This window comes from Rhizobium sp. NZLR1b (genome assembly GCF_019685155.1).
In the GTDB taxonomy this organism is placed as follows: Bacteria; Pseudomonadota; Alphaproteobacteria; order Rhizobiales; family Rhizobiaceae; genus Rhizobium.
In genome coordinates this window covers 493,985-506,797 of record NZ_JABDWC010000001.1, presented here as the reverse complement: position 1 = coordinate 506,797, position 12,813 = coordinate 493,985, and the positions used below count along the sequence as shown (strand labels likewise).

The following is a 12,813-nucleotide window of genomic DNA, read 5'->3' as shown; positions in this document are numbered from 1 at the left end:
GCATCGGCCTCAACGTGCTGCAGGGCCTGCGGCTTGCCGGTGCCGACATGATCATCGGCGTCGACATCAACAATGACCGCAAGGAATGGGGCGAGAAGTTCGGCATGACGCATTTCGTCAATCCGAAGGAGGTCGGCGACGACATCGTGCCCTATCTCGTCAACCTGACGAAGCGCAATGGCGACCTGATCGGCGGCGCCGACTATACGTTCGACTGCACCGGCAACACCAAGGTGATGCGCCAGGCGCTCGAAGCCAGCCATCGCGGCTGGGGCAAGTCGATCATCATCGGCGTTGCCGGCGCCGGCCAGGAGATCTCCACCCGGCCGTTCCAGCTGGTCACCGGCCGCAACTGGATGGGCACCGCCTTCGGCGGCGCGCGTGGCCGCACCGACGTGCCGAAGATCGTCGACTGGTACATGCAGGGCAAGATCCAGATCGACCCGATGATCACCCACACCATGCCGCTCGAAGACATCAACAAAGGCTTCGACATGATGCACAAGGGCGAAAGCATCCGCGGCGTGGTGGTCTATTAAGCCATGAAAACCATCTCGACAGAGAAGTCACACGACGGCATCCAGGGGGGTTACGTTAATCGCTCGGAGGTCTGTGATTGCGACATGACCTTTGCTGTCTTCGTGCCGCCGCAGGCGCTCAAGGGCAACTGCCCGGTTCTATGGTACCTTTCCGGCCTGACATGCACGCATGCCAATGTCATGGACAAGGGCGAGTATCGGCGGCTTGCGGCTGAGCTCGGACTGATCGTCGTCTGCCCGGATACCAGCCCGCGCGGTGACCACGTCCCCGACGAAGCCGACAATTGGCAGTTCGGCAAGGGTGCGGGCTTTTATGTCGATTCCACCCAGCCGCCCTATTCGGCGAACTATCGGATGTACAGCTACATCGTCGACGAGTTGCCGCGGCTGCTGGCCGCGGAATTCCCGGTCGACATGGGCCGCCAGGGAATCTTCGGGCACTCGATGGGGGGGCATGGCGCGATCACCATCGCGCTCAAGAACCCGGATCGCTTCCAGAGCTGCTCGGCCTTCGCGCCGATCAGCCGTCCCTCGGTCTCCGGCTGGTCGAAACCGGCATTGCGGAAATATCTCGGGACGGATGAAACGACCTGGCGGGCCTATGATGCCTGCTCGCTGATCGAAGACGGGTACCGGTTCCCGGAACTGTTCGTCGATCAGGGGACGGCGGATAGCTTCCTGGAGGACGGATTGCGTCCCGATGAGCTCAGGCAAGCCTGCGAAGCGGCGGGCATCGACCTGTCGCTTCGCATGCAGGAAGGCTACGGCCACTCCTACTCTTTCATTTCGACATTCATGGAAGACCATCTGCGCTGGCATGCGCAGAGGTTGGGAAATTAGTTTGGAAGGGCTCGGCCGGGCATAACGCAAACGGCCAGGGAGGGAAGGAGAAAAGCAATGAGCATAGCTATTCATCCGCTAGTGGATTCAGGCTTTCAGGCGACTGACGCTGCCTTTGCAGGCGGAACGCTCGTGTGCAAGTGCACGAGCAACCCCGTAAAGGTCAGGATCAAGGGCGATATCGCCCATAATCACGCCTGCGGCTGCACCAAGTGCTGGAAGCCAGAGGGCGCCGTCTTTTCGGTCGTGGCAGTTGCGCCGACCGACAGCGTCGAAGTGTTGGAGAACGGTGACAAACTTGCCGTCGTCGAAGCCGCGGCGCTGATCCAGCGGCATGCCTGCAAGCAATGCGGCGTGCATCTGTACGGCCCGGTCGAGCGTGAACATGCGTTCCAGGGATTGTCGTTCATCCATCCGGAGCGCTTCCAGGAAGGCGGCTGGGCAAAGCCGGGCTTTGCGGCCTTCGTGTCGTCGATCATCGAAAGCGGCTTCGATCCTGGCAAGATGGACGCCGTCAGAGCGCAGTTGAAGGCGTCGGGCCTCGAGCCGTACGATTGCCTCAACCCCGGCTTGATGGACTATATCGCAACCTGGACCGCCAAGAAGAGCGGAGCGCTCGCCCCGTGATCTAATGGGGACGCCGACCTCGGCGGCCCCAACAAAACCGCCGCCATCAGCGTGATATCCGCAGATGGCGGCGCGCCGCCGTGCCGCGGCCAGCTTTCGACGCCCGATGATTGGCGTTGACGCGCCGAAGGCGCTGATAACCCGCCACGAAGAACTCTCTCCGACGACCGACGCAGGTTTCCAGAAGGAATTGCCCGCGGTTTCGGCCAATCCGCGTATCGGGCGCAAGCCAATCCCTCACCTTGGAATTGAAACGGCGCCGAACCGGCAACGGCTCCGCGCGACTTCGCGATATTGTGTATCCTAGGAATAATAATTGTGTACGCAAAGTACACAATTATTTGACTCCTCCTGAGAGCCGTGCCATCTTCATGACGTAGAGCAACAATGGCTGGAGATCGACGATGGCGAGGACACCCAAGAGCAATCTCTACGAAGATCTGAAACGCCGGATTCTGACGATGGAACTGGACCCGGACGCCGATCTGGACGAGGCCAGTCTGAGCGAAAAATATGGGCTCTCCCGGACGCCGGTCCGCGACATATTCCGCCGCCTTGCCGGTGAGGGCTATATCGATATCCGCGAGAACAGGGGTGCGCGGGTCATCCCGATGAACCACTCCACGCTGCGCAATTTCTTTCTTGTCGCGCCGTTGATCTATGCGGCGATCGGCCGTCTCGCCGTGCAGAATTTCAAGCCCGCCCAGCTTGTCGACCTGAAGCAGACCCAGGAGCGCTTTCGCGCCGCCAGCGAGGACGCAGACGCCCTGAGAATGGTGCTGGAGAACAACCGCTTTCACGAGATCTTCGGCGAAATGTCGGGCAACGTCTATCTGCAGCCGAGTCTCGGCCGGCTGCTCATCGATCACGCGCGCATCGGCCACACGTTCTTCCGACCGAGGAACGAGGACATGAAGCGGCGGCTGCAGGTGGCGGTCGACCACCATGACGGCTTCATCGCCGCGCTCGGCGCTCACGACGAGAATGCCGTCGTCGATCTCGTTTTCGAACACTGGGAATTGTCCCGCGAGAACATGGAGATGTTCATCGCCCCGCAAGGCCTGAAAGCGGACGCCTTCCTCGGCGCTCCGGCCACGCAATTATTGGAGAAGTCACCGTGAAGTTTGAGGGGATCTATACGCCGGCGGTGACGCCACTCGATCAAAATGGACAGATCGACCGGGCCGGATTTACCGCCGTGCTCGAGTCGCTGATCGAGGCGGGAGTGCACGGCATCATCGTCGGCGGTTCGACGGGCGAATACTACGCCCAGAGCAGCCAGGAGCGTTTCGAACTCGCCGCCTATGCGCGAGAAGTCATCGGCACACGGCTGCCGCTCATCATCGGGACCGGTGCCATACGTACCGAAGATTCGGTCGAATATGCCAAGGCGGCGAAGGAAATCGGCGCGGATGCAATCCTGGTGTCGTCACCGCCCTACGCGCTGCCGACCGAACGCGAAAACGCCGTCCATGCGCTGACGGTCGATCGCGCCGCCAACCTGCCGATCATGCTCTACAACTATCCGGCCCGCATGGGCGTGGTGATGGGCGAGGAGTATTTCTCCCGCGTCGGCAAGTCGAAGAACGTCATCGCCATCAAGGAAAGCTCCGGCGACATGGGCAATCTTCATCGGCTCGCCCGGAAATTTCCGCATATCGCGCTGTCCTGCGGCTGGGACGATCAGGCGCTCGAATTCTTCGCATGGGGTGCGAAGAGCTGGGTCTGCGCCGGCTCAAACTTCCTGCCGCGCGAGCATGTCGCTCTCTATGAGGCCTGCGTCCTGGAAAAGAACTTCGACAAGGGCCGGGCGATCATGACGGCAATGCTGCCGCTGATGGATTTCCTTGAATGCGGCAAGTTCGTCCAGTCGATCAAGCACGGATGCGAATTGATCGGGCTGAATGTCGGATCGGTCCGCGCGCCGCTGCGTCCGCTCAACTCCGAAGAAAAGCGAACCCTCCAGACCGTCGTCGCCACATTGAAGCGCACGGTCGCCCAGATCACATCGGGAGCAAACCATGCATGAACCCTTGACCGCCGCCGAATACAAGGCGATCGCCACCGAGCTTCAGTTTCCGACGAATGCCTTCATCGATGGCGCATTCCGTCCGGCAAATTCCGGCAAGACCTTCGCCTCCACGAACCCCGCAACGGGCGAGGTCCTTGCCGAAATCGCCGCCTGCGATTCCAGCGACGTCGACTTCGCCGTTACGAAGGCGAGGGATGCGTTCGATGATGGACGCTGGCGGCTGCGCTCGCCGGGAGCGCGCAAGGAAGTGCTTCTGAAGCTCGCCAAGCTCATGGAGCAGAACAGGCACGAGCTTGCCGTCCTGGAAAGCATCGACAGCGGCAAGCCGGTGCGGGAATGCCAGACGGTCGATATTCCTGATACCATTCATACGATCCGCTGGCATGCCGAGCTGATCGACAAGCTTTATGACAACACCGCCCCGGTCGGAGCCAACGCGCTGACGATGATCGTGCGCGAGCCGATCGGCGTCGTCGGATGTGTGCTTCCATGGAATTTCCCGCTGCTGATGCTGGCCTGGAAGATCGGCCCGGCGCTCGCCGCTGGCTGCTCGGTCATCGTCAAGCCGGCCCAGGAAACGACGCTGACGACGCTGCGTGTCGCCGAGCTTGCCCATGAAGCCGGCATTCCGGCTGGTGTGTTCAACGTCGTCACCGGCTCCGGCCGCGAAGTCGGCGAACCGATCGGCCTGCACATGGGTGTCGATATGGTCGCCTTCACCGGATCGACCCCGACCGGCCGCCGCTTTCTGCGTTATGCCGCGGATTCGAACCTCAAGAAGGTCGTACTCGAATGCGGCGGCAAGAATCCCGCGGTCGTTCTTGACGATGCCGAAGACCTGGATCTCGTTGCCGAGCAGGTGGTCAACGGCGCCTTCTGGAACATGGGTGAGAACTGCTCTGCCACGTCGCGTCTCATTGTTCATTCCAAGATCAAGGACGAGTTGCTGAAGCGCATCGGCGCCTATATGCGCGAATGGAAGACCGGCGATCCGCTCGATCCGGACAATCGCATCGGCGCACTGGTCAGCAAAGCGCATTTCGAGAAGGTGAAATCCTTCCTCGACGACGCCAAGACGGAGAAGCTAACGGTCGCCCACGGCGGCGAAACGCATGGCGGCATCTTCATCGAGCCGACGGTGTTCGATGGCGTAACGCCCGCCAGCCGCCTGTTCCAGGAAGAGATCTTCGGGCCGGTACTCTCGGTCACAACCTTCAATTCGCTTGCCGAAGCGATCGCCCTTGCCAACGACACCAATTACGGCCTGACGGCGTCGGTCTATACCGGCAGCCTGAGAAACGCCATCAAGCTCGCGCGCGAAATCCGCGCCGGCGTCGTCACCGTCAACTGCTTCGGTGAAGGTGATGCCACCACGCCGTTCGGCGGCTACAAGGAGTCCGGCTTCGGCGGCCGCGACAAGTCGGTCTTTGCTCACGACAATTACTGCGAACTCAAGACCATCTGGATCGACGTATCCGAGCGGTCGGTCGACGAGACCATCCGATGAGCCGCCATGTGATCAAGCACCTGCCGACCGACACCGGCGTTTCGGGATGGGAGGCGACCAGCGAACGCGCCTTTCCCGTAGCGGCGCTTGAGCACGACACTATTGCGGACTGGCTGATCATCGGCGGCGGATTTGCCGGCCTCTCGGCGGCGCGCCGCCTCTCGCAATTGCGCCCCCAGGACAAGATCGTCGTCCTGGAGGCTCGCGAGCTCGCCAAGGGTCCGGCCGGCCGGAATTCCGGTTTCATGATCGACGTGCCGCACAACCTGTCCTCGGGCGAGTATTCGGTGGCCGACGAAGAGGCGACCAAAGAGGAGATTCGGCAGAACCGCCTGGCGATTGCCTTCGCAGCCGATGTGGCGGCCGAAAACGGCCTGTCGCGGGAAACCTTTGACCCATCGGGCAAGGTGAATGCCGCGGCCTCCGACCGGGGCATGGGTCTCAACGACAATTACAGGAAGTCGCTCGAGAAGATCGGCGAGCAGCATCGCGTTCTCGATGCACATCAAATGCGAGAGATGACCGGTTCTCGCTATTACCATGGTGGCCTTTACACGCCGGGCGCGGTAATGATCCAGCCGGCCGACTATATTCGTGGCCTGGCGCGCGGGCTCCATTCGAAGGTCGCCATCCACGAGCACTCGCCGGTGCTGGAGCTTTCGCGCGAAGGCAGGACCTGGAAGGCGAAGACCGGTTGCGGCTCCGTTTCGGCGCCGAAGGTCATTTTGGGCGTCAACGGCCATATTCAAAGCTTCGGCCATTTCCGCGGCCGGCTGATGCACATCTTCACCTACGCGTCGATGACATCGGCCTTTTCCCAGAACGAATTCGCAGGTGACGTCACCGGTGTGGATCGCTGGGCGCTATTGCCGGCCGACCCGATGGGCGCGACGGTGCGCAAGATCACCAAGGACGGGCTTTCGAGGATCGTCGTCAGGACGAGGTTCACCTATGACCCGAGCCTGAAAGTGTCGGAGAAGCGCGTTGCCGGTATCGCGGTCGAACAGCGCCGGTCGTTCGATGCCCGGTTCCCCGGGCTGGAAAGCCTGCCGATGGAATATAGCTGGGCGGGCGCGCTCTGCCTTAGCCGGAACCATGTGCCGGCATTCGGCGAGGTCGAGGAAGGGCTCTTTTCCGCCTGCTGCGAGAACGGTCTCGGCACGGTCAAGAGCACTTTTGCGGGCATGATGGCGGCCGATCTGGCGGCGGGTGCCGGTAGCCTCGAACTCGACAAATACAGCAATCAGCCGGAACCGACGAGATTGCCTCCGGAGCCCATCGCGTGGCTCGGCGTCAACTCGGTCATCCGCTTTCAGGAATTGCGCGCAGGCCGCGAGGGATGATCCCTCTGCCCGCGCAATATGAAGACTGCCGCCCGCAGACTTCAATGAGTATGGGAACGAAAACCAGGAGTAAGAACAATGAAGACTTTGTGGAAGGCGCTTTGCGCCGCTGCGGTGATAGGGATCAGCATCCTTCCTGCTCGCGCGGAAGAAAAGACGATCAATCTGGGCACGATGTCATGGGAAGACCTGACGCCCATCACCGGCATTACCAAGAAGGTTCTCGAAGATGCCGGTTACACCGTCAAGGTGACCGAGTTTTCCGAATGGGGCATCGCCTATGCCGCTCTTGCCAAGGGCGATATCCAGGCTCTCACCTCGCAGACCGACTACGTCGCTCAGGATTACTGGGACAAGAACAAGAACCGTCTCGAGAAGATTTCGCCGGTGTCGCACGGCCTCTACCAGGGCGTTGCCGTTCCGAAATATGTTCCGATCGACTCGCTCGATCAGCTCAGTGAAAATGCCGACAAATTCGGCGGCAAGATTATCGGCATCGAGCCGGGCGCCGGCCTGATGCGCGATACGGCGAATGCTGTCAAGGATTACGGCCTCAAGCTCCAGCTCGTCGAGGGCAGCACGGCCGCGATGACGGCGGCGCTGAAATCCGCCTATGATCGCAAGGAATGGATCGCGGTCACGATCTGGGAGCCGTCGTGGATGGTCCAGAAGTACGAGGTCAAGTATCTCAAGGACCCGAAGGGCGTATTCCCGCCGCCGCAGAGCTACTACTGGATCGGCCATAAGGGCTTCTCAGAAGAAAACCCGCACGCCCGCGAAGTCATGGCAAGCGTCTACGTGCCAATCGCCGACATCACCACCATCAACGGTGAAGTCAAGGACGGCAAGACGATGGACCAGGCCGTGCAGGATTGGATCGGCAGCCATGCCGACCTGATCAAGCGCTGGGAAAACATCAAGAAGAAGTAATCGCTTCATGGCCGTCCGATCCGTCGGGCGGCCAACCTGAAATGAAGAAGCCAGCGCCGATTGGCTCAAAGGGGATCGCGATGAAAACCGCCAATATCGATGCCGAAGATGTCCTGATCGACTGCCAATCCCTCTGGAAGGTCTTCGGAGGCAAATCCGCCGCAGCGATGAAGTCAATCAAGGAGCGCGGCCTCGGAAAGACAGACGTCTTGAAGGAATTCAATTGTGTCGTCGGCGTTTCCGATGCGAGCATCGAGGTCCGGCGGGGCGAAATCTTCTGCATCATGGGATTGTCGGGAAGCGGAAAATCGACGCTTATCCGCCTTCTCAACAAGCTGATCACGCCGAGTTCCGGCAAGGTGCTCGTCAAGGGACGCGACATCGCCGCCTTGTCGCCGGTTGATCTCAGGCAGATGCGGGCCAAGAACATCGGCATGGTGTTTCAGAGCGTCGCGCTGCTGCCGCACCGGACAGTGCTGGAAAATGCCGCCTTCGGCCTCGAGGTCCAGGGAATTTCCAAGCCGGAGCGAAACAAGACTGCCGCGGCCGCCCTCGAGAAGGTTGGCCTCGCCGACTGGCTCAGCCGATACCCCAACGAGCTTTCCGGCGGCATGCAGCAACGCGTCGGGCTTGCTCGCGCGCTCGCCTCCGACCCCGAGATCATTCTGATGGACGAGCCGTTCAGCGCGCTCGATCCACTGATCCGCCGTCAGCTTCAGGATGAATTCCGCCAGTTGACCAAAGCCCTGGGCAAATCCGCTGTCTTCATCACCCATGATCTCGACGAGGCGATCCGCATCGGCGACCGCATCGCGATCATGAAGGATGGCGTCATCATCCAGACCGGCACGGCCGAGGAGATCATCCTCAACCCGGCCGACGCCTATGTCGCCGAATTCGTCGCGGGAATATCCCGCCTTCATCTGATCAAGGCGCATTCGGTCATGCGTAGTGTCGCCGAATTCCAGCAGAGCACGCCGAACGTCGACATCGCGTTGCTGGCACGCACGACGCCGGACGCCGATATCGACGAACTCATCTCTTTGACGATGCAGTCGGAGCGCGATGCCATCGCCGTCGTCGACAGTGACCAGGTCGTCGGCGTGGTCACGCTGCGCAGCCTGCTGATGGGCGTCAAAGGAACCTCGGCCCACAATCTCACGGCGGCGTGACCCCAACTGGAGCTGATTGACATGGATAGTTCAGCCTTCACCGATGTTTTCGACGAATGGACGGACTCCGTGCTCGAATGGGTGAGCGACAATGGGGAGTTCCTGTTCGACTATATCAGACAGGTTCTCGAAGGGCTCTATGACGGAATCCTCTGGCTCCTGCAACTCCCGCCGTTCTACGTGGTTGCTCTGATCGTGGCGCTTATCGGCTGGCGGCTGGTCAATATCTGGTTCGCTCTCCTCAGCTGTATCGCGCTGGCGCTTTGTTTTTCGATGGGGCTGTGGCCGCAAACGATGAGCACCCTGGCTCTGGTCTTGACCGCAACCTCAATCGCCTTGGCGATCGGCATCCCGATCGGAATCGCCGCCGGCTTCTTCACGGCGCTGGATCGTTTCATGGAGCCCGGCCTCGATCTGATCCAGACGCTTCCGCCCTATATCTACCTGCTGCCGGCGATCGCTCTGCTCGGCTACGGACCGGCCACAGCGCTGATCGCCACCGTGATCGTCGCCGTGCCGCCGGCCATCCGCCTGACCTCGCTTGGTATCCGCATGACGCCCAAAGAGTTCATCGAACTTGGAGAGGCGCTTGGGACCACGCCGACCAAGATGTTCTTCAAGATCCGCCTTCCCTTTGCGCTGCCGAGCATCATGGCAGGCATCAATCAAAGCCTGATGATGGCCTTTGGCATGGTCGTCATCGCCGGCATCGTTGGTTCCGGCGGGCTCGGAGAGACGATCTACGGCGCGATCAGGACACTCGACATCGCCACCTCCATCAACGGCGCGATCGCCATCGTGGTACTGACTATGGTGCTTGACCGAATAACCCAGAGTGCCGCTCGGCTGGGCGCAGGGAGGAAGTCATGAATCCGTCAACCTTTCAGTTTTCGCCTGGCGCTTTCCTGGCTCCATCAGTCGATTGGCTCAACACCAACCTTCACCCGCTGTTTGCTGCCATCAGTTCCGTGGTCGAAGCGGTGCTTTCCGCATTCGAGGGGGCACTCCTCTTTGTGCCGCCCTATGCGCTGATTGCGATCGTCGTCCTCCTGGCATTTTTTGCCGTCAGCCTCCGCGCCGCAATCCTGGCAGGCCTCTGTCTGGGATTCTGCCTTCTTGTCGGGCTGTGGACGGCATCGATGCAGACCCTCTCGCTGGTGACCGTCGCAGTCCTTATCTCCGTGCTCATCGCCTTCCCGCTCGGCGTCCTGTGCTCACGCTACAAGACATTGGAGGCGGTGGTGCGACCGGTTCTCGACGTCATGCAGACCGTGCCGCCATGGGTCTACCTCATCCCCGCGGTGATGATCTTCAGCCTCGGACGGGTGCCGGCAATCATCGCCACCATCGTCTATGGCATTCCGCCGATGCTCCGCCTGACGACGCTGGCCTTCAACCAGGTCCCGAAGGTATTCATCGAACTCGGCAGCGCCATCGGCGCGCCGCCGCGATCGATCCTCTGGAAGATCGAAATCCCCCTGGCCAAGCAGACGCTGCTGGTCGGGCTCAACCAATGCATTCTCCTGTCGCTGGCGATGGTCGTGCTGGCCGGCCTCGTCGGCGCAGGCGGCCTCGGCGCGGAAGTGACGCGCGGCCTGACGCGCATGGAGATGGGCCTTGGCTTGAGAGCAGGCCTGGCGATCGTCGCGGTCGCCCTGCTACTCGACCGGGTATCCCGCGGCCTGCTCGACCGCGACAGGCTGCCGAAGGCGAGATGAGCAAGGACATAACAAGATGAGAAACAGCTTCTTCTGCATCGATGCGCATACCTGCGGCAATCCCGTCCGTCTCGTCGCCGGCGGTGGTCCGCTGCTTCCGCATGTGCCCATGGGCGAGCGCCGGGAGATCTTCGTCCGCGACCACGACTGGGTGCGCAAGGCACTGATGTTCGAGCCGAGGGGGCATGACATCATGTCAGGCTCGATCATTTACCCGGCCTATCGGGAGGACTGCGATTTCGCCGTTCTTTTCATCGAGGTGAGCGGCTGCCTGCCGATGTGCGGCGCCGGCACCATCGGCACCGTGACCGCCGCGATCGAGGAAGGGTTGATCAAGCCGCGCGAAGCTGGAAGGGTCGCCATCGAAACGCCTGCCGGCAGAGTGGACGTCACTTACGAGGAGAAGGGCGGATATGTCGATTCCGTTCGCCTCCACAATGTCGCGAGCTATCTCCATGAGGCCGATGTCGAGGTCGATGTGCCAGGAATGGGCCGTCTGCGCGTCGATATTTCCTATGGCGGCAACTATTATGCCGTCATCGAACCGCAAGAGAATTGGAGCGGGCTCGACGGCATGACGGCGTCCGATATCGTCGGCTGCAGCCAGAAGCTCAGGGCGGCACTTGCGAGTGTCTGCGATCCCGTTCATCCCGACGACGCCAGGATTTCCGGCGTGCATCACGCGATCTGGTGCGATCGCCCTGTGAACGACCACTCCGGTGGGCGCTGCGCGGTCTTCTACGGTGAGAAAGCCATCGACCGGTCACCAGGCGGCACCGGCACTTCGGCGCGCATGGCCCAACTCTATGGGAAGGGGCGGATGTCGGTCGGGTCGAGTTACCGTCATGAAAGCCTGATCGGAACCGTTTTCGAGGGCCGGGTTGAAGCCGAGGCAAGTATCGGATCTTATCGCGGTATTCTTCCGAGCATCGGCGGCTGGGCCCGCGTCATCGGGCACAACACCATTTTCGTTGACGATCGTGACCCCCTGGCGCACGGTTTTCAGATTCGATAAGCGCTGCTCAGCAGCGGCAAGGAGATGACTATGCGACCGGAGCAGCATCGGCAGGCAGACGGCGCCGCGAAACCCGCCCAGCTCAAGGTTGGGTTCGTTCTGGCGCGATCGTTCACGCTGTCGGCCTTCGCGCTCTTCATCGACACGCTGCGGCTTGCCAGCGACGAGCAGGATCGTTCCGGCAGGGTCCTTGCTGACTGGCAGGTGATTGGCAGCACGCGGCACCTGATAAACTCGAGCTGCGGCGTCCAGGTCGCTCCGACGTCCGATTTCGTCGATCCGTCGAATTTCAATTACATTGTGGTCGTCGGCGGTCTTCTGACGGTGGAGAACCCTGTCGACCAGCAGACCATCACCTTTCTCCGGCAGGCGGATGCCAAGAAGGTGCCGTTGATCGGCGTGTGCACGGGTTCGTTCATTCTTGCGGCGGCAGGCCTGATGAAGCGGCACGAGTCCTGCGTGAGCTGGCTGCATTACAAGGAGTTTCGCGAGCGGTTTCCCGACCTCGGCGTTCGGTCCGACCGGCTCTTCAATCTCGATCGCCAGCGTGGATCCTGCGCAGGCGGCAGCAGCGCCGCCGACATGGCTGCGTTGCTGGTCAGGAAGTATATCAGCCGCGATGCCGAGAGAAATGCGCTTGAAGTCCTTCAGATCGAGAAGGCCCGGACGACGGCTGATATACAGCCCCGACGTCCGCTATACGACGACTATGACGACGCCCGCGTCAAGGCGGCGATGATTACCATGGAGCAATTCGTCGACGGCAGCATATCGATCCAGAAGCTTGCCGCCATGGTCGGCCTGTCACGGCGGCAGTTGGAACGAATCTTCCTCGACAAGACGGGAATGTCTCCTGCCAAGGCCTATAATCGGGTTCGCATGGAGCGGGCAAAATCGATCCTCGTCCAATCGAAGGCGCCGCTGATCGAGATCGCGCTTGATGTCGGCTTCGAAAACGCCTCGCAGTTCACACGAACGTTCAAGCGCACCTTCGGGCAGACCCCGTCGCAGCATCGCGCAGCGGCTTCGAGAGTGCACTGAACGCACTTCAAATATCTTCCGCGGGAAACTGTCAGCCGCTCCCTTGGCC

13 protein-coding genes are annotated in these 12,813 nt (G+C 61.1%); all 13 read left to right on the top strand.

Going from position 1 to position 12,813, the window contains the following annotated elements:
• A partial coding sequence (locus HJB84_RS02270) for a zinc-binding dehydrogenase (RefSeq protein WP_221115164.1) occupies positions 1 to 539 on the top strand: 539 nt, incomplete at its 5' end.
• 3 nt (positions 540 to 542) lie between these two features.
• Positions 543 to 1,379 carry an S-formylglutathione hydrolase gene (gene fghA, locus HJB84_RS02265; RefSeq protein WP_221115163.1) on the top strand — a complete coding sequence of 279 codons (837 nt, stop codon included), beginning with the start codon at positions 543 to 545 and terminating at the stop codon, positions 1,377 to 1,379.
• A gap of 57 nt (positions 1,380 to 1,436) precedes the next feature.
• Positions 1,437 to 2,006, top strand: coding sequence for an S-(hydroxymethyl)glutathione synthase (gene gfa / locus HJB84_RS02260; protein ID WP_221115162.1), 570 nt, complete (start codon positions 1,437 to 1,439; stop codon positions 2,004 to 2,006).
• Between the two features lie 404 nt (positions 2,007 to 2,410).
• Complete coding sequence (locus HJB84_RS02255; protein ID WP_221115161.1) at positions 2,411 to 3,127, top strand: GntR family transcriptional regulator; 717 nt, start codon at positions 2,411 to 2,413, stop codon at positions 3,125 to 3,127.
• Positions 3,124 to 4,035, top strand: a complete 912-nt coding sequence (locus HJB84_RS02250; RefSeq protein WP_207584614.1) for a dihydrodipicolinate synthase family protein — start codon at positions 3,124 to 3,126, stop codon at positions 4,033 to 4,035. The genes HJB84_RS02255 and HJB84_RS02250 overlap by 4 nt, the downstream gene beginning before the upstream one ends.
• A complete protein-coding gene (locus HJB84_RS02245) occupies positions 4,028 to 5,545 on the top strand; it encodes an aldehyde dehydrogenase (RefSeq protein WP_207584615.1) in 1,518 nt (505 codons plus the stop codon). The genes HJB84_RS02250 and HJB84_RS02245 overlap by 8 nt, the downstream gene beginning before the upstream one ends.
• The gene (locus tag HJB84_RS02240) at positions 5,542 to 6,888 is read left to right on the top strand and encodes an FAD-binding oxidoreductase (protein ID WP_207584616.1); all 1,347 of its coding nucleotides are present in this window, start codon (positions 5,542 to 5,544) and stop codon (positions 6,886 to 6,888) included. The genes HJB84_RS02245 and HJB84_RS02240 overlap by 4 nt, the downstream gene beginning before the upstream one ends.
• Before the next feature lie 78 nt (positions 6,889 to 6,966).
• Positions 6,967 to 7,818, top strand: a complete 852-nt coding sequence (locus tag HJB84_RS02235; RefSeq protein WP_221115160.1) for a glycine betaine ABC transporter substrate-binding protein — start codon at positions 6,967 to 6,969, stop codon at positions 7,816 to 7,818.
• An 80-nt stretch (positions 7,819 to 7,898) separates the two neighbouring features.
• Complete coding sequence (locus HJB84_RS02230; RefSeq protein WP_246762833.1) at positions 7,899 to 8,990, top strand: glycine betaine/L-proline ABC transporter ATP-binding protein; 1,092 nt, start codon at positions 7,899 to 7,901, stop codon at positions 8,988 to 8,990.
• Between the two features lie 21 nt (positions 8,991 to 9,011).
• Complete coding sequence (locus HJB84_RS02225; RefSeq protein WP_207584619.1) at positions 9,012 to 9,860, top strand: proline/glycine betaine ABC transporter permease; 849 nt, start codon at positions 9,012 to 9,014, stop codon at positions 9,858 to 9,860.
• A complete protein-coding gene (locus HJB84_RS02220; protein ID WP_207584620.1) occupies positions 9,857 to 10,708 on the top strand; it encodes a proline/glycine betaine ABC transporter permease in 852 nt (283 codons plus the stop codon). The genes HJB84_RS02225 and HJB84_RS02220 overlap by 4 nt, the downstream gene beginning before the upstream one ends.
• A 16-nt stretch (positions 10,709 to 10,724) precedes the next feature.
• A complete protein-coding gene (locus tag HJB84_RS02215; protein ID WP_207584621.1) occupies positions 10,725 to 11,723 on the top strand; it encodes a 4-hydroxyproline epimerase in 999 nt (332 codons plus the stop codon).
• Between the two features lie 30 nt (positions 11,724 to 11,753).
• Entirely contained in the window at positions 11,754 to 12,764 is a 1,011-nt protein-coding gene (locus tag HJB84_RS02210; protein ID WP_221115159.1) for a GlxA family transcriptional regulator, read from the top strand.
• The last annotated feature ends 49 nt before the right edge of the window (positions 12,765 to 12,813 follow it).